Below are 17604 nucleotides of genomic sequence, written 5' to 3'. Positions count from 1 at the left end.
TCAGAGCCCGGCTGCGGCACGCAACTCGTCGACGCGGTCCAGACGCTCCCAGGTGAACTCCGGAAGCTCACGACCGAAGTGACCGTAGGCGGCGGTCGCCGAGTAGATGGGACGCAGCAGATCGAGCTGATCGATGATGGCCTTGGGCCGCAGGTCGAAGACGTCGAGGATCGCCGCAGTGATCGTCTCGTCGCTCACGTGCCCCGTGCCGAAGCTCTCGATGTACAGGCCCACGGGGCTCGCTTTGCCGATCGCATACGCGACCTGCACCTCCAGGCGCTCTGCGAGACCTGCCGCGACAGCGTTCTTGGCGACCCACCGCATGGCGTAGGCGGCCGAGCGGTCGACCTTCGAGGGATCCTTGCCGCTGAAGGCGCCGCCGCCGTGGCGTGCCGCACCGCCGTAGGTGTCGATGATGATCTTGCGACCGGTCAGTCCGGCGTCGCCCTTGGGACCGCCCGTGACGAAGGGACCCGCGGGATTGATGTAGTACTGCACATCGGGCGTGTCCAGTCCGGTGTCGGCGAGCACGGGATCGATGACCTCACGGCGCACCAGCTCGCGCAGCTCGTCCTGGCTGATGTCGGGGTGGTGCTGCGTGGACAGCACCACGGACTCCACCGTCTTCGGCGTGTGACCGTCGTAGCCGAGAGTGACCTGCGTCTTGCCGTCGGGACGCAGGAAATCGAGGGTGCCGGCTCGGCGCACCGCGGCGAGCCGCTCGGCCATCCGGTGCGCGGTCCAGGCCGCCATCGGCATGAGCTGCGCGGTCTCGGTCGTCGCGAAGCCGAACATGATGCCCTGGTCGCCGGCTCCCTGCTCGTCGCGGGGGTCGACCGATCGTCCCTCGCGCTGCTCGAACGCCTGATTCACCCCCGCCGCGATGTCGGAGGACTGCGCGCCGATCGAGACCGACACGCCGCATGAGTCGCCGTCGAATCCTGTGTCGCTGGAGTTGTAACCGATGCGGTTCACGACATCGCGGACGATCGCGGGGATCTCGACGTAGGCGCGTGTAGACACCTCGCCCGCGACGTGCACGAGGCCCGTCGTCACGAGGGTCTCGACCGCGACGCGGCCGGTCGGGTCCTCCGCGATGATCGCGTCGAGGATGCTGTCGGAGATCTGGTCGCAGATCTTGTCCGGATGCCCTTCCGTGACGGACTCGGACGTGAACAGACGCAGCTCGGTCATCGCAACTCCCACTCGAGACGTGAGGAACACCCCCACTGTGACGCTCCCCCCGGACACCACAGTGCCGGGGGGAGCGTCGACGTGATCAGATCACTCGGCGTGACGCAGGCGCAGCTTGTCCTCGTTGATCTCATGCAGCGCGATCGTCAGCGGCTTGTCCTCGATCGTGGAGTCCACGAGCGGGCCCACGTTGTCGAAGAGATTGCCCTCGTGAAGATCCGAGTAGTAGTCGTTGATCTGACGCGCGCGCTTGGATGCGTAGATCACGAGCTGGTACTTCGAGTCGACCTTGTCGAGAAGGCTGTCGATGGGGGGCTCGATGATGCCCTGGTTGGTCCCAGCCATGGCGGTACCTCCTGGTTCGGGGATGTCGGCAGAGAGTCGTTCGACGACGACGCATCACGACGGACGCGCGGAAGCCTTCGTCAATTCTACGACCTCGCGCGCCGCCTCGGCGACTTCTGCGTTCACGACCCGATAGTCGAACTCGCCCTGGGCCGCCAATTCCACCCGCGCCGTGCGCAATCGCCGCGCGCGCTCCTCGGCATCCTCCGTACCTCGACCGACAAGGCGCTGCACGAGCTCATCCCAGCTGGGCGGGAGCAGGAACACGAGTGCCGCATCGGGCGCCGCCGCCCGGACCTGCCGCGCGCCCTGCAGATCGATCTCGAGCAGAACCGTCCGGCCGTCGGCGAGTGCGCTCTCGATCGGACCGCGAGGCGTGCCGTATCGGTACTTGTTGTGGACGGTCGCCCACTCCAGCAGCTCACCGCGCTCGATGAGCTCGTCGAAGGCGGCGTCGTCCACGAAGAAGTAATGGGTGCCGTCGATCTCGCCGGGACGAGGCGGCCTCGTCGTCGCGGAGACGGAGAGGACGATCTCGGGATAATGCTCCTGGATATGGGCGGCGACCGTGCCCTTGCCGACCGCGGTCGGGCCCGCGAGCACCAGCAGACGGCTGCGCGCCGCGCGCGGCTGCGGCTCCGGGAGCCTGCCGTCGAGCCATTCCTGCAGCGCGGCGCGCTGGCGCACTCCGAGTCCGCCGAGACGCTTGACCGGTGAGATGCCCAGCTCGGCCAGGACGCGGTCCCGTTTGCCCTCACCGATCGCAGGGAGGGCGGTGAGGAACTCCGGAACGCGCAGGGTTCCGGCGGCGGATGCGGGATCGGCCACGGCGCGGCGGAGCACCTCCTGACCGCTGAGCACGCGCGTGGACAGGTCGCGCTTGAGCGACGCGCGGGCGCGGCGCGCCTCGACGGCCCTGCGGGACGCGGCCACCCGGTCGACCTCGGGAGGCGTTCGACTGTCAACCACGGCGAACCTCCGAGTACAGCGCGCGTCTGGCTTCGATACGGGCGACGAGGCCGGCAGGACCCGCCGAGAGAATGCTTCTGCTCTCGCTCGCGACGACCTGAGCGGCGACGTAACCGAAGAGCTCGGCGAGATCCGACGGCTGGGCGCCTTGAGCGCCGAAGCCCGGAGCCAGGATCGGCGTTCCGGCCAGCACCGTGTCGGTGAGTCCGAACGCGGAGCGCATCAGCGTGGCGCCCACGACGACGCCGGCGGGGCCGAGGGCGCCCGCGCTTCCCACGTTGTAAGAGCCCACCTCGCGTGCGACCCGGGCCGCGACCGGCTCGTCGTCGCCGGCGGATGCATCCACCGTGATGGCGCTCTGCACGACAGCCGCCTCGCGGTTGCTGGTCGCGGCGAGGACGAACACGCCCTTGTCCGCCCGGATCGCGCGCGTGATCGTCTCGTGCAGAGATTCCGGCCCGAGATACGGGCTGAGCGTGAGCGCGTCGGCTTCCAGGGGCGAACCGGGCTCGAGCCATGCGGCGGCGTAGCCGTCCATCGTGGTGCCGATGTCGCCGCGCTTCGCGTCGGCGATCACCAGCAGACCCGCCGCCCTCGCCGCCGCGAGCACATCCTCGAGGGCGGCGTAGCCCGGTGACCCGAACCGCTCGTAGAAGGCGACCTGCGGCTTCACGACACCCACGCGCCCGGCCGCCGCATCCACGACGCGCAGGCCGAACTCGCGCACCCCGGCCGCGTCCTCGCCGAGGTCCCACGCGCGCAGAAGCTGGGCGTGGGGGTCGATCCCCACGCACAACTGCCCGTGCTCGTCGAGCGCGGCCTGTAGCCGCGTTCCGAAGCCGGCTGCGCTCACGCGCGGGCCGCCCGCTCCACCGCGTACTCCTGAAGGCTCTTCACGTCGAAGCCCTCACGCAGCACCGGCAATGCGCTCACGGCGGCACCGAGCACGGCCATCGTCGTGAACAGCGCCTTGTCGGCAGCGACAGCCGCCGCGCGGATCTCGTAGCCGTCCGCGCGAGCGAGGCCGCCACTGGGCGTGTTGACGATCATGTCGATCTCACCCGCGTTGATGAGGTCGACGATGTTCGTCTCGCCCGTCTCCTGCGTCGCCGAGTACTTGTTGACGGTGCGGACGGCGATGCCGTTGCGCGCGAGGATCTCCGCGGTGCCCTCCGTCGCGACGAGCTCGTAGCCGAGCTCCTGCAGGCGGTGCGCCGGGAGGATGACGGCCCGCTTGTCGGCGTCGGCCACGGAGATGAAAACGGTTCCCGACAGCGGCATGCCGCCGTACGCAGCCTGCTGGCTCTTCGCGAACGCCGTCGGGAAGTCGCGGTCGAAGCCCATGACCTCACCGGTGGAGCGCATCTCCGGCCCGAGCACGGAGTCGACGGTCTGACCGTCCTTGGTGCGGAAGCGCTTGAAGGGAAGCACCGCCTCCTTCACAGCGACCGGTGCGTCCAGCGGAACGCGCGATCCGTCTTGCTCCGGCAGCATCCCCTCGGCCTTGAGCTCGGCGATGGAGCTTCCCGCCATGATGCGGCTGGCCGCCTTCGCGAGAGGGATGCCGAGCGCCTTGGACACGAAGGGAACCGTGCGGCTCGCGCGGGGGTTCGCCTCGATCACGTAGAGCACGCCGGCACTGATGGCGAACTGCACGTTGAGCAGCCCGCGCACACCCACGCCCTGCGCGATGGCGAGCGTCGCCTCGCGGACCCGATCCACGTCGGTACGACCCAGCGACACCGGCGGGAGCGTGCAGGACGAGTCGCCGGAGTGGATGCCGGCTTCCTCGAGGTGCTCCATCACGCCGCCGATGTAGAGCTCCTCGCCGTCGAAGAGGGCGTCGACGTCGAGCTCGATCGCGTCATCCAGGAACCGGTCGACCAGAAGCGGGAGTCCTGGACCGATGATGGCCGCGTCGGCGATGCGGACGAAGTAATCGCGCAGCGCATCTGTCGAGTAGACGATCTCCATGCCGCGGCCGCCGAGCACGAAGCTCGGGCGCACGAGCACGGGGTACCCGATCTCCTCGGCGACGCTCACTGCGCCGTCGACGTCGATCGCGGTGCCGTTGCGGGGAGCGACCAGGCCCGCGTCGTCGAGCAGGCGCGAGAACAGCTCGCGCTCCTCCGCCAGGTCGATCGCCGCGGGGCTCGTGCCGAGGATGCGGTAGCCCGCCGCCTCGATGCCCTTCGCCAGCCCCAGTGGCGTCTGTCCGCCGAGCTGGCAGATGACACCGAGGATCTCGCCCGAGGCGCTCTCTGCGTGCAGCACCTCGAGGACGTCTTCCAGAGTGAGTGGCTCGAAGTAGAGACGGTCGCTCGTGTCGTAGTCGGTCGAGACCGTCTCGGGGTTGCAGTTGATCATGACCGTCTCGTAGCCCGCATCCGAGAGCGCGAAGCTCGCGTGCACGCACGAGTAGTCGAACTCGACTCCCTGACCGATGCGGTTGGGGCCGGAGCCGATGATCACGACCTTGGTGCGCTCAGAGGGCGACACCTCCGTCTCGGCGTCGTAGCTCGAGTAGTGGTAAGGAGTGAGGGCGGGGAACTCGCCCGCGCAGGTGTCCACCGTCTTGTAGACGGGCCGCAGCCCCAGCGCATGCCGGATGCCGCGTACTTCGGCCTCGCCGATGCCGCGGAGCTCCGCGATCTGGATGTCGCTGAAACCGTGCTCCTTGGCGACTCGCAGGACCTCGGCATCGAGCTCTCCGGCCGTGCGCACGAACTCTGCCACCTCGTTGATGAGCGCGATCTGATCGAGGAACCATGGGTCGATCGCCGTCGCCTCGAAGGCCTGCTCGATCGTCGCGCCCTTGCGCATCGCCTGCTGCAGGACGACGATGCGGCCGTCGGTCGGAATCGTGGCGATCTCCAGCAGCTCTTCGACAGAACGCGTCTCCTCGCCCCAATGGAAGCTGGAGCCGCGCTTCTCGAGCGAGCGCAGCGCCTTCTGCAGGGCCGTCGCGTAGTTTCGGCCGATGGCCATCGCCTCGCCGACCGACTTCATGGTCGTCGTGAGAGTCGTGTCCGCGGCGGGGAACTTCTCGAAGTTGAAGCGCGGCACCTTGACGACGACGTAGTCCAGGGTCGGCTCGAAGCTTGCCGGGGTCACCTTCGTGATGTCGTTCGGGATCTCGTCGAGGCGGTAGCCGATCGCGAGCTTTGCGGCGATCTTGGCGATCGGGAATCCCGTGGCCTTGGAGGCCAGCGCCGAGGAGCGCGACACGCGCGGGTTCATCTCGATCACGATGATGCGACCGGTCACGGGGTCGACGGCGAACTGGATGTTGCAGCCACCGGTGTCGACGCCCACGCGCCGGATGATCTCGATCCCGATGTCGCGCAGCTTCTGGTACTCGCGGTCGGTGAGCGTGAGCGCAGGAGCGACGGTGATCGAGTCGCCCGTGTGCACGCCGACCGGGTCGACGTTCTCGATCGAACAGACGACCACCGTGTTGTCGGCGGTGTCGCGCATGAGCTCGAGCTCGTACTCCTTCCAGCCGAGGATGGACTCCTCCAGGAGCACCTCGTTCGTGGGCGAGTCGTGCAGTCCGGCACCCCCGATGCGGCGGAGGTCGGCCTCGTCGTACGCGAAGCCGGAGCCGAGGCCTCCCATCGTGAACGACGGGCGGACCACGAGCGGGTATCCGAGCTTCTCGGCGCCCGCGAGCAGTTCATCCATGGAGTGGCAGATGACGGAGGCGGCCACATCGGCGCCGGCCTCGATCACCAGCTCCTTGAAGATCTGGCGGTCCTCGCCCTTGTTGATGGCCTCGAAGTTGGCGCCGATGAGCTCGATGCCGTACTTCTCCAGCACGCCGTTCTTGTGCAGGTCGATCGCCGCATTCAGCGCCGTCTGGCCGCCCAGGGTCGGCAGGATCGCGTCGGGACGCTCCTTGGCGATGATCGTCTCGATGACCCGCCAGTTGATGGGCTCGATGTAGGTCGCATCGGCGAAGTCGGGGTCGGTCATGATCGTGGCCGGGTTGGAGTTGACCAGGATCACGCGCACGCCCTCGGCGCGCAGCACGCGGCACGCCTGGGTGCCGGAGTAATCGAACTCGCACGCCTGACCGATGACGATCGGGCCGGAGCCGATGACGAGGACGGAGCGGATGTCGTCGCGCTTGGGCATTACTTGGTGTCCTTCTTGCTCTGCTCGGCGATGACCATGTCCCGGAACCGGTCGAAGAGGTAGTTCGCGTCGTGCGGGCCGGCAGCGGCCTCCGGGTGGTACTGCACGCTGAACGCGGGGATGTCGAGGGCGCGCAGGCCTTCGACGACCTGGTCGTTGAGGCCGACGTGGCTGACCTCGACGCGGCCGTAGCCATTGGGGCTGTCGCTCACGCCGTCCAGGGGCGCGTCGACCGCGAACCCGTGATTGTGCGCGGTGATCTCGACGCGGCCGGTCGTGCGGTCCATGACGGGCTGGTTGATGCCGCGGTGCCCGAAGGGCAGCTTGTACGTGCCGTAGCCCAGCGCGCGCCCGAGCAGCTGGTTGCCGAAGCAGATGCCGAAGAACGGCAGGCGGTCATCGAGCACCGCGCGCAACAGCTCCACGTGGTCGGCGGATGCCGCCGGGTCGCCCGGCCCGTTGGAGTAGAAGACGGCGACGGGCTCGATCGCCCGGATCTCGTCGATCGTGGCGGTCTGCGGCAGCACGTGCACGTCGAATCCACGGGCGGCGAGGTTGTCGATGGTCGCCTGCTTGACACCGAGGTCGAGGACGGCGAGGTTGCCGATGCGCTCCGCGGTCGCGGGGGTGATCTCGGTCTCGGCCACGGAGACGGAGGCGGAGAGGTTCTGCCCCGCCATCGCCGGCGCCTCGCGCACGATGCGCAGCTGCTCTTCAGGCGCGATCGATGCCGCGTCGCCCGAGAAGATCCCACCCCGCATGCTTCCGGCGGAGCGGATGTGGCGCGTCACGGCTCGGGTGTCGATCCCGCTGATGCCGACGATCCCGTCGTTCGTGAGTGCGTCATCGAGCGATTCGTCGGCACGCCAGTTGGATACGACCCGTGAGGGGTCGCGGACGATGTAGCCGGCGACCCAGATGCGACGCGACTCGGGGTCCTCGTCGTTGACACCCGTGTTGCCGATGTGGGGCGCGGTCTGCAGGACGATCTGCCCTGCGTAGGAGGGGTCGGTGAGGGTCTCCTGGTAGCCGGTCATCCCCGTGGCGAAGACGACCTCGCCGAGGGTCGTTCCGGTGGCGCCGTAAGCGCGGCCGGTGTGGCGTGTGCCGTCTTCGAGGACGAGGACGGCCGGTCCGGTGCGGAAGAGAGTCATACGTCGGTTCCCGTCGAGGTGGGGTGGGGCAGGATCGCGTCGAGGGCGGCGGCGACCGCGCGTGCCGAGGCGTCCTGCGGGCGGAAGTAGGAGTCGACGACCATGTCGTCGTCGATGTACCAGCTGAGGCGGGCGAGCCCGTCGCGTTCGACCACGCGGTCGATGGTGACCGTGGCCTGTTGCGCGGACACGAGGCGCCTTCTGTCGATGAACACCGGTGCGCCGCCCTGGGCGTCAAGCGCCACGCCGGCGTCAGTGATCAGGAGGTCGGCCTTGGCGCGGAACCCGAGTCCTCGAACGGCGAGACGCTCGAGGGCGGTGTCGTGCGCGGTCGTCGCGACGTAGAGGCCGGAGAAGCGTGCGAGCACCTCTGCCCCGGCGGGCGGCGATCCGAGCGGCGCGGCAAGGCCGCTGTCTCGTCGCACGCGGCGCCGCCAGCCCCAGAACGTGAGGCCGATCAGCAGCAGCGCAACGGAGAGCATGACCAGCAGCGCGCCCTCCCGGCTCATGCGTGCACCTCCGCCGCATCCGCCACGACGCCGTCGCGCACGGTCGCGATGCCGGCGCGGAACGTCCAGCGTGTCGAGCCCGGCAGCTCGCGCCCGAGGTACGGCGAGTTGGTGCTGCGTCCGCGCAGGTCGTCGACCGCGAACGTCGCGCGCACGGTGTCGTCGTACAGAGCCAGGTGGGCGGGCTCGCCGACGGCGAGGGGGCGGCCATGGCCTGGAAGGCGACCGATTCTGGCGGGGGCGCTGCTCATGACCCGCGCCACATCCGTCCACTCGAGCAGCCCGGTCTCGACCATGGCGTGGTGCACCACTCGCAGGGCGCTCTCGAGCCCGACCATGCCGTTCGCCGCAGCCTGCCATTCGCAGGCCTTCGCCTCAGCGGGATGCGGCGCGTGATCGGTCGCGACGATGTCGATCGTGCCGTCGGCGAGGCCCTCCCGCACCGCCTGCACGTCCTCGTCTCGCCGCAACGGCGGGTTCACCTTGTACCGCGCGTCGTAACCACGCACGAGTTCCTCGGTCAGCAGCAGATGGTGCGGGGTGACCTCGGCGGTCACCGCGATCCCGCGCTTCTTGGCCCAGCGGATGATGTCGACGCTGCCGGCCGTCGAGAGATGGCACACGTGCAGCCGCGACCCGACATGCTCCGCGAGCAGCACGTCGCGGGCGATGATCGACTCCTCAGCGACAGCGGGCCACCCGGTGAGCCCCAGCTCCGCCGAGACCGCACCCTCGTTCATCTGGGCGCCCTCGGTCAGGCGCGGATCCTGGGCGTGCTGCGCGATCACGCCGTCGAACGCCTTCACGTACTCCAGGGCGCGACGCATGATGAGCGGATCGAAGACGCAGAAGCCATCATCGCTGAACACGCGCACGCGCGCGCGAGAGTGCGCCATCGCACCCAGCTCCGCCAGGCGCTCGCCCTTCTGTCCGACCGTGACCGCGCCGATGGGCTGGACGTCGACGAACCCCGCGGCCTCACCGAGTGCCAGCTCCTGCTCGACGACTCCGGCCGTGTCGGCCACGGGCGAGGTGTTGGGCATGGCGAACAGGGCGGTGTATCCGCCTGCAGCGCCGGCACGCGAGCCGGTGAGGATCGTCTCCGACGCTTCGTAGCCGGGCTCACGGAGATGCGTGTGCAGATCGACGAGACCCGGGAGCGCGATGAGGCCGTCCGCGTCGATGACCTGGGCGCCGGCACGGCTGAGACCGCTGCCCATCTCCTGGATGAGGCCGTCCGCGACGACGAGATCGAGCGCAGCGGCGCCGACCGGTCGCACACCGCGGATCACATACGTTCCGCTCATGACGCACCTTCTTTCTCGGAGGCGGGACGTTCGCCCGCAAGCAGCAGGTACAGCACGGCCATCCGCACGGATACGCCGTTGGTGACCTGCTCGAGCACCGTGGATCGCGGCGAGTCCGCCGCCGCAGCGGAGATCTCCAGACCGCGGTTCATCGGCCCAGGGTGCATGACAATGCTATCGGCCGGCAGGGCGTCGAGACGCTCGCCATCGAGGCCCCAGGCTCTCGCGTACTCTCGCTCGGTCGGAAAGTAGGCCGCGTTCATCCGCTCGAGCTGGATGCGCAGCATCATGAGCGCATCCGGGCCGGCACCGATCGCGCGATCGAGGTCGTACTCGATCGTGGCGGGCCACGCCGACACATCCTGCGGGATGAGGGTCGGCGGCCCGACGAGGGTGATCCGTGCCCCCAGTGTGTTCAGCAGCCAGACGTTCGAACGGGCGACGCGCGAGTGCAGGATGTCGCCGACGATCGCGACGGAAACGCCCGAGAGGTCGCGCCCCCGGCTGTCGGAACCGAACAGACGCTTACGCAGCGTGAACGCATCCAGCAGGGCCTGCGTCGGATGCTCGTGCGTACCGTCGCCGGCGTTGACCACGCCCGCGGTGATCCAGCCGCTCGTGGCGAGCGTGCGCGGTGCGCCCGAGGCGCCGTGTCGGATCACGACCGCATCCGCTCCCATGGCCTGCAGCGTCTGGGCGGTGTCCTGGAGGGACTCGCCCTTGGAGACGCTGGAGCCCTTGGCGGAGAAGTTGATGACGTCGGCGGACAGACGCTTCGCCGCCGCCTCGAAGGAGATCCGCGTGCGGGTCGAGTCCTCGAAGAAGAGGTTCACCACCGTCTTGCCACGCAGCGTCGGCAGCTTCTTGATCTCACGCTGCTGCGTGTCCGCCATGTCCTCGGCGACATCGAGGATGCGTAGCGCCTGCTCGCGGCCGAGCGTGCGCGTGTCGAGAAGATTCCTCATGATTCGATCGTCACCTCCTCGACGCCGTCGGTCTCGGCCAGGCGGACGTTCACACGCTCGTCACGCGCGCTCGGGAGGTTCTTGCCGACGAAGTCGGGGCGGATCGGGAGCTCGCGGTGGCCGCGGTCGATCAGTGCCGCCAACCGCACGGCTGCCGGGCGACCGATGTCCTGGAGCGCGTCGAGAGCCGCGCGGATGCTCCGCCCCGAGAAGAGCACATCGTCGACCAGGACGACGGTGCGCTGGTCGATGCCGCCCGCGGGGATGTCGGTGCGGTGCGGTGCTCGGGTGGGGTTGCTCGCGAGGTCATCGCGGTACATCGTGACGTCGAGGGCGCCCACGGGCACCGGTGCGCCGCCGAAGTCGGAGACGAGGGCGCCGATGCGGCGCGCGAGCGGCACCCCTCTCGTCGGAATACCGAGGATCACCAGCCCTTCCGGACCGCGGTTGGACTCCAGGATCTCGTGCGAGATCCGAGTCAGTGCTCTGGCGATGTCGGCCTCATGCAGCACGGTGCGCGTGCTCATCCGCCGCTCCCTTCTCCGCCTCTCAGGACGGTGTTAAAGGTTGCTGGGGTTTGTAGACAGACTATCCCAGAGAGCCGGCTCCGCGCTGGGCGGCGCGGACGCTGTTAGGCTCGCGTGCGTTCCTATGACCAGTTCTTCCGCCCGTCCCGCGCGCCCATCCGACGCGCCGGCGACGCCGACACCCACTGCCGCCGCGAGCGGGCGGGCATCCGGCAAGGCGATCCTCCTCGGCGAGCACGCCGTCGTCTACGAACGGCCCGCGCTCGCCATCCCGCTCTCTGCTCTGCAGGTGCGAGCGGACGTCCGTCGGACGAGCGGTCCGAGTCTCCTGCACAGCGCCCTCTACGACGGTCCCCTCGCCGCGGCGCCCGCACGTCTGGGGCCCACGGCCATGGCGGCCGCCGCCGCGCTCGAGGTGGTCGGCGCCACCGGCGAGTCCATCGAGCTGCGCATCGAGAGCAATCTGCCGGCCGAACGCGGTGTCGGCTCCTCCGCCGCCGTGGCCGCTGCCGTCGTTCGCGCCGTGGCCGCGGCCTACGGTGTGGTCCTGGATGCGACCCAGGAGCACGAGACGATCCAGCGCGCTGAGCGGATCGCGCATGTCGCACCGAGCGGTCTCGACGCGCACGCCGTGCGCGCCGGCGCCCCGATCTGGTTCGAGGGCGGCGTCGTGTCGCCCGTCGCGGTGGCCGTCCCGCTCACATTCGTGATCGCCGACACCGGCGTCGCCGGCCGCACGCGCGAAGCAGTCGCGGGCGTGCGCGCGCGTCACGAGGCGGATCCGGCAGGCACGGACGCTCTCCTCGACCAGCTGGGCGAGCTCACCCTGAATGCCCGCGCGCACCTCGCAACCGGCGATGTCCGCAGCCTGGGCGCGGTCATGGATCAGGGCCACGCGGCGCTCGATCTGCTGGGGGTGGGCGACCCGGCGCTCGACGAACTCGCCATCACCGCCCGCGCACATGGCGCCTGGGGCGCGAAACTGACCGGCGGAGGGCGCGGCGGATGCGTCCTCGTGCTCACCCGAGACGACGAGAGCGCTGCCGAGGTCGCCGGCGCTCTGCGTGCCGCGGGAGCGGCCGCGACCTGGACCACCACGGTGGAGGCGACGACATGACCGAGGCCCGCGCGATCGCGCATCCGAACATCGCTCTGGTGAAGTACTGGGGCAAGCAGGACGCCGCACTCAATCTGCCGGCGACCGGCAGCCTGTCGATGACCCTGGGTGTGTTCCCCACGACCACCACCGTCGTCGTGGACGACTCGTTGGACGCCGACGTGTTCGTGCTGAACGGTCGCGAGCAGTCGGGGGTCTCTGCCGAGCGGACCGCGCGGTTCCTCGATATCGTGCGCGAGCGCTCCGGATCCCCGCTGCATGCGCGTGTGGAATCGCACAACACGGTGCCGTCCGCTGCGGGGCTCGCCTCCTCGGCGGCAGGCTTCGCCGCGCTCGCGGGCGCGGCCGCATCCGCCTTCGGGCTGGAGCTGAGCGCGCGAGAGCTCAGCAGGCTCGCCCGTCGCGGCTCGGGCTCCGCCGCCCGTTCGATCTTCGGCGGCTTCGCCCTCTGGCACGCCGGCGACGACGAGCACTCCTACGCGGAGCCGTTGCCGGCACCGGCGGACCTCGCCATGGTCGTCGCGATCGTGGACAGCGGCGAGAAGCAGGTGTCCAGCCGGGAGGCGATGCGTCGCACGGCAGACACGTCGCCCTTCTACCCGGCGTGGATCACCTCGACCGCCGAGACGCTCGAAGAGGCGCGGCGCGCCTGTCTCGACGGCGACGTCGCCCGGCTCGGAGCTCTCACGGAGAACAACGCGCTTCGGATGCACGCCGTGATCCAGGCCTCCGCGCCCTCCATCCGTTACCTCTCGCCGACGAGCATCGCCCTGTTCGACCGGGTGGCGGCACTGCGCGACGCGGGCCTGGAATCGTATGCGACAGCGGATGCCGGCCCGAACGTCGTCGCCCTGTGCCGTGCCGCCGACGCGGAAGCCGTCGCGGGTGAGCTCGGCGCGCTCGCCGAGACGGTCGTGGCGCTGCCCGGGCCGGGGCTGGTGGTCGGCGGACGGTCCGTCGAATGACCGCCCCGATCATCGTCCGTTCGCCGGGCAAACTCTTCATCGCGGGCGAATACGCGGTCGTGACGCCCGGAGAGCCGGCCGTGCTCGTCGCCGTCGATCGCTACCTGACGGTCCGCCTCTCACCCAGCGCACACTCCGGAAGCGTCCACTCCCCCGAGTTCGGCCGCACTCCCCTGGTCTGGGGCCGGGCCGGCGACGGCCTCACGATCGATACCGAGCACCATCCGTATGAGTATGTGCTTTCGGCGATCACGCTCGCCGAACGTCTGCGCTCCGAACGCGGACTGCCCGCGCGCTATTACGATCTGCGCATCGACAGCGGGCTCGACGACGCGTCAGGCCGCAAGTTCGGCCTCGGATCCTCCGCCGCGGTCACGATCGCGACGATCCGCGCCATCGACGAGTTCTACGGGTTCGGCCTCTCCCGGCGCGACGCGTACCGACTGGCGCTGCTGGCGACCATTCAGGTCGCACCGCAGGCATCGGGCGGCGATCTGGCCGCCAGTGCGTTCGGCGGCTGGATTTCGTATCGCTCGCCCGACCGGCGCGTGCTGCGCAACGCCCTCGACGAGGGCGCGTCGGTCGCCGAGCTGCTCGCATCGCACGGCTGGGAATCGCTGGACATCGCCCGCCTCACGCCGCCGGCATCCCTCCGATTCCTCGTCGGATGGACGGGTCGTCCCGCATCCACCGAGCGGCTCGTCGACGCGGTGCGCGACGGTTCCGGCACCATGGACTACCCCGCGTTCCTGCTCGACTCGCGCACGTGCGTCACGGAGCTCGCGCACGCTCTGGACGATGGAGACGACGCCGCCACGCTCGACGCCGTCCGACGGGCGCGACGTCTGCTGCGCCGGCTCGGTCGAAGCGCCGGCGTCGCCATCGAGACGGATGCGCTGACTGCGCTCTGCGACACCGCCGAAGCGGCAGGCGCCGCCGCGAAGTCGTCGGGCGCCGGCGGCGGAGACTGCGGCATCGTCCTGGCTCCGCAGGACGCCGACGTCCCTGGCATGCTCCGCGATTGGGAGGAGCGCGACATCCGTCACTTGACGCTGTCGGTGTCCCCCGCCGAGGGAGGTGCGCCGTGAGCGCCGCGGATCGCAAGGACGACCACGTACGGCTCGCTGCGGCCCAGCACCCGCTCATCGCCGGCAACGGTTTCGACGACGTACGCATCCTCCATCACGCACTGTCCGGCATCGATGCGGCCGATGTGACGCTCGACACCGAGGTGGCAGGGCTGCGCTGGCCCACCCCGTTCTACATCAACGCGATGACCGGTGGCAGCGCCCGTACCGGTGAGATCAATCGCGCGCTGGCTGCGGCGGCCGCCGCCGCCGGCGTGCCGATCGCCTCAGGATCGATGAGTGTCGCACTCGACGACCCTGACGCCGCCGGCAGTTTCCGGGTGCTGCGCGAGGAGAACCCGGACGGGCTCTTGTTCGCCAACGTCGGGATCGAACGCTCCGCCGACGACGCCCGTCGTGCGGTCGACCTCGTCGACGCCGACGCCCTGCAGATCCACGTGAACGCCGTGCAGGAGATCGTGATGCCCGAAGGCGGGCGATCGTTCGGACACTGGATCGCCTCCCTGGAGCGCATCGTCGCGGCCGTGGACGTCCCCGTCATCGTCAAGGAGGTCGGCTTCGGGTTCAGCCGGCGCACGCTCTCGGTTCTCGGAGGGGTCGGCGTCCGTGCCGCGGATGTCGCCGGTCGCGGCGGCACGGACTTCGTGCAGATCGAGAACGCCCGCCGGGCGGATGCGGATTTCGGTTACCTTGCCGGATGGGGGCAGAGCGCCGTCGAGTGCCTGCTCGACGCGCCCGCCGATGCACCGCCGCTTCTCGCCTCGGGAGGCGTGCGCACGCCCCTCGACGTCATCCGAGGCCTTGCCCTCGGAGCAGGCGCGGTCGGCGTTTCGGGCACGTTCCTTCGCATCGTGCTCGACGGGGGCGCCGACGCACTGTCTGCCGCGCTGGATGCGTGGAAGTCACAGCTGCGAGCCCTTCTGACCGTCCTGGGCGCACCGACGGGTGCGGACCTGGTCACCACGGACCTCGTCATCAGCGGCGCGACCGCCGAGTTCGCGCGGGCGCGCGCGATCGACATCACCTCGCTGGCGCATCGCTCCGATGCGCCCGGCGCACCTGGAAGGAGCCGGAATGACCGGTGAGTTCACTCCCCTTCCCACCCGCTGGGTGGGCCCCCTCCGTCTGAGCGGCGACGTCGCCGGCGAGCAGGAGGTTCCTCTCGCCACGTACGAGAGCCCCCTGTGGCCCTCGGTCGGACGCGGCGCCCGCATCTCCCGCCTGGTGGACGACGGCATCCGGGTCACGGTGGTGGACGAACGCATGACGCGCTCCTCGCTGTTCACCGCCGTCGATGCCGCGACCGCCGTCCGCGCCGGCCGCGACATCCGCGGCCGGTTTGCAGAGCTCGCGGCCACCGTGGCGGCGCAGAGCCGGCACGCACGGCTTCTCGATGTCGACACCGAGGTCGTCGGCAACCTGCTCTTCGTGCGCTTCGCCCTGTCCACCGGTGACGCGTCCGGCCACAACATGGTGACGCTGGCCGCCGAGTCGCTCATGACGCAGATCCTGCACTGGCATCCCGAGCTGGAGTACGGATCGATCTCCGGCAACTACTGCTCGGATAAGAAGGCGACCGCCGTCAACGGCATCCTCGGGCGCGGGCGCAATGTCGTCGCCGACATCCTCATCCCCGCGGAGCTCGTCGAGAAGCAGTTGCGCTCCACCGCGGAGCGCATCGTCGAGCTGAACACGCGCAAGAACCTCGTCGGCTCCACGATCGCGGGAGCTCTCCGCTCCGCGAATGCGCACTACGCCAACATGCTGCTCGCCATCTTCCTCGCGACCGGCCAGGACGCGGCGAACATCGTGGAAGGCTCGCAGGGCATCACGTGGGCCGAGGTCCGCGGCGACGGCGACCTGTACTTCTCCTGCACGCTGCCCACCCTCATCGTCGGCACCGTCGGCAACGGCAAGGACCTCCCCCAGGTCGAGGAGGCCCTGACCCGTCTCGGGTGCCGCGAGGAGCGGGAGCCGGGTGAGAACGCACGCCGCCTGGCCGCGCTCGTGGCAGCGACCGTCCTGTGCGGCGAGCTCTCGCTGCTGGCGGCGCAGACGAATCCCGGAGAACTCATGACCTCGCACCTCCAGCTGGAGCGCAACGGAAAGGCCACGCGATGAACGCGCCTGTGATCGGTATCCATGACCTGGCGGTCGCGACCGCCGGCCACGTGCTGGAGCTCGACGACCTGGCGGCGGCGACCGGAGTGGACCCCGGGAAGTTCCACATCGGGCTGGGACAGGATCAGATGAGCGTCCCCGGCCCGGATGAGGACATCGTCACGATGGGTGCGAGCGCCGCCCGCCGCATCATCGACCGGCACGGCGTCGAGGGCATCCGCACCGTCTTCTTCGCCACCGAGTCCGGCGTGGACCAGTCCAAATCCGCCGGCGTCTGGGTGCACGACCTGCTCGGCCTTCCCTCCACCAGCCGCGTCATCGAGCTCAAGCAGGCCTGCTACTCCGCGACCGCCGCCCTGCAGGCGGCCGCGGGGCTGGTCGCACGCGAGCCGGGATCGAAGGTGCTCGTCATCGCGAGCGACATCGCGCGTTACGAACTCGACTCGGCCGCCGAACCCACGCAGGGAGCCGGAGCGGTGGCGATGCTCGTCACCGCGGATCCCGCTCTGCTGAGCATCGAGCCGGCGACGGGACTGCACACCGCACACGTCGACGATTTCTGGCGACCCAACGACAGCGTCACCGCCGTGGTCGACGGCAAGCTGTCCATCGAGGCGTACCTCGACGGCTTCGTCGGCGCGTGGGACGACTACCGCGCCCATGGCGGCGTGGCCGCCGACGAGATCGATGTCTTCACCCACCACCAGCCCTTCACGCGGATGGCGGCCAAGGCGCATCGCCGTCTCGCCGAGCATCTGGGCACGGAACTCGCGGAGGACCGCTACCTGCGCTCGACCCTCTACAACCGGCGCATCGGCAACTCGTACACCGCATCGCTGTATTTCGGACTCGCTGCTCTCCTGGACGGCGACGACGACCTCACCGGCAAGCGCGTGGGCATGTTCAGCTACGGCTCCGGCAGCGTGAGCGAGTTCTTCGCGGGCGTGGTCCAGCCCGGGTACCGTGAGCACACTCGCGCCGACGAGACCGCAGAGCTCCTGGCCGCGCGCACCCGTGTGGATGTTCCGGCCTACCGTGCCCTGCACGCGGCGGCCCACCTCGGAAGCCGTCAGGATGTCACGGTGCCGGCGCAGTCCCCATGGCCGTACCACTTCGCGGGCGTGCGCGGACGCGCCCGCCAGTACACCGCCGACCAGAGCTGACCCCCGGGGGGCCACCGCTCGCCGACCAGGCAGTCAGCTCCGG

General features: G+C 69.7%; 15 protein-coding genes and 1 pseudogene. 6 read left to right on the top strand and 10 right to left on the bottom strand.

Features of this window, described 5'->3' with window-relative positions:
• The 10 genes and pseudogenes from metK to pyrR form a co-directional block, all read right to left on the bottom strand.
• Positions 1–1194 (bottom strand): methionine adenosyltransferase, encoded by a 1194-nt coding sequence (metK, locus tag PQV94_RS07635; protein ID WP_274288150.1) that lies wholly within the window; start codon positions 1192–1194, stop codon positions 1–3.
• A 90-nt stretch (positions 1195–1284) separates the two neighbouring features.
• Complete coding sequence (gene rpoZ / locus PQV94_RS07630) at positions 1285–1539, bottom strand: DNA-directed RNA polymerase subunit omega (protein WP_137416980.1); 255 nt, start codon at positions 1537–1539, stop codon at positions 1285–1287.
• Positions 1540–1593: 54 nt separating this feature from the next.
• A complete protein-coding gene (gene gmk, locus PQV94_RS07625; RefSeq protein WP_274288149.1) occupies positions 1594–2508 on the bottom strand; it encodes a guanylate kinase in 915 nt (304 codons plus the stop codon).
• Positions 2501–3361, bottom strand: coding sequence for an orotidine-5'-phosphate decarboxylase (gene pyrF / locus PQV94_RS07620; protein ID WP_274288148.1), 861 nt, complete (start codon positions 3359–3361; stop codon positions 2501–2503). Before pyrF ends, gmk begins: the two co-directional genes overlap by 8 nt.
• On the bottom strand, positions 3358–6645 hold the full coding sequence (gene carB, locus PQV94_RS07615; protein ID WP_274288147.1) for a carbamoyl-phosphate synthase large subunit: 3288 nt from the start codon (positions 6643–6645) through the stop codon (positions 3358–3360). The genes pyrF and carB overlap by 4 nt, the downstream gene beginning before the upstream one ends.
• Positions 6645–7799 carry a glutamine-hydrolyzing carbamoyl-phosphate synthase small subunit gene (gene carA / locus PQV94_RS07610; RefSeq protein WP_274288146.1) on the bottom strand — a complete coding sequence of 385 codons (1155 nt, stop codon included), beginning with the start codon at positions 7797–7799 and terminating at the stop codon, positions 6645–6647. Before carA ends, carB begins: the two co-directional genes overlap by 1 nt.
• Complete coding sequence (locus tag PQV94_RS07605) at positions 7796–8308, bottom strand: PH-like domain-containing protein (protein ID WP_274288145.1); 513 nt, start codon at positions 8306–8308, stop codon at positions 7796–7798. The genes carA and PQV94_RS07605 overlap by 4 nt, the downstream gene beginning before the upstream one ends.
• Complete coding sequence (locus PQV94_RS07600) at positions 8305–9615, bottom strand: dihydroorotase (RefSeq protein ID WP_274288144.1); 1311 nt, start codon at positions 9613–9615, stop codon at positions 8305–8307. The genes PQV94_RS07605 and PQV94_RS07600 overlap by 4 nt, the downstream gene beginning before the upstream one ends.
• Entirely contained in the window at positions 9612–10580 is a 969-nt protein-coding gene (locus PQV94_RS07595) for an aspartate carbamoyltransferase catalytic subunit (RefSeq protein WP_274288143.1), read from the bottom strand. Before PQV94_RS07595 ends, PQV94_RS07600 begins: the two co-directional genes overlap by 4 nt.
• Positions 10577–11110 (bottom strand): annotated as a pseudogene (gene pyrR / locus PQV94_RS07590) (bifunctional pyr operon transcriptional regulator/uracil phosphoribosyltransferase PyrR); the annotation flags it as partial. The pseudogene pyrR and the gene PQV94_RS07595, both read right to left, overlap by 4 nt.
• 121 nt (positions 11111–11231) lie before the next feature.
• On the opposite strand from pyrR, the gene mvk reads away from it, so the two are divergent.
• Genes mvk through PQV94_RS07560 form a run of 6 tightly spaced genes read left to right on the top strand, consistent with a single transcriptional unit; the run spans position 11232 to position 17561 of the window.
• On the top strand, positions 11232–12224 hold the full coding sequence (gene mvk / locus PQV94_RS07585) for a mevalonate kinase (protein WP_274288142.1): 993 nt from the start codon (positions 11232–11234) through the stop codon (positions 12222–12224).
• Positions 12221–13189 (top strand): diphosphomevalonate decarboxylase, encoded by a 969-nt coding sequence (gene mvaD, locus PQV94_RS07580; RefSeq protein ID WP_274288141.1) that lies wholly within the window; start codon positions 12221–12223, stop codon positions 13187–13189. The genes mvk and mvaD overlap by 4 nt, the downstream gene beginning before the upstream one ends.
• Complete coding sequence (locus PQV94_RS07575; protein ID WP_274288140.1) at positions 13186–14277, top strand: phosphomevalonate kinase; 1092 nt, start codon at positions 13186–13188, stop codon at positions 14275–14277. The genes mvaD and PQV94_RS07575 overlap by 4 nt, the downstream gene beginning before the upstream one ends.
• A complete protein-coding gene (gene fni / locus PQV94_RS07570; protein ID WP_274288139.1) occupies positions 14274–15362 on the top strand; it encodes a type 2 isopentenyl-diphosphate Delta-isomerase in 1089 nt (362 codons plus the stop codon). The genes PQV94_RS07575 and fni overlap by 4 nt, the downstream gene beginning before the upstream one ends.
• Complete coding sequence (locus PQV94_RS07565) at positions 15352–16398, top strand: hydroxymethylglutaryl-CoA reductase (protein WP_274288138.1); 1047 nt, start codon at positions 15352–15354, stop codon at positions 16396–16398. The genes fni and PQV94_RS07565 overlap by 11 nt, the downstream gene beginning before the upstream one ends.
• Positions 16395–17561: a hydroxymethylglutaryl-CoA synthase gene (locus tag PQV94_RS07560; protein ID WP_274288137.1), complete on the top strand. Its 1167-nt coding sequence runs from the start codon at positions 16395–16397 to the stop codon at positions 17559–17561. The genes PQV94_RS07565 and PQV94_RS07560 overlap by 4 nt, the downstream gene beginning before the upstream one ends.
• The last annotated feature ends 43 nt before the right edge of the window (positions 17562–17604 follow it).

Origin of the sequence: Microbacterium sp. Clip185, assembly GCF_028743715.1 — a bacterium.
GTDB lineage: Bacteria > Actinomycetota > Actinomycetes > Actinomycetales > Microbacteriaceae > Microbacterium.
The sequence above is the reverse complement of the archived record's forward strand: the minus strand, read 5'-3'. Positions and strand labels throughout refer to the sequence as shown.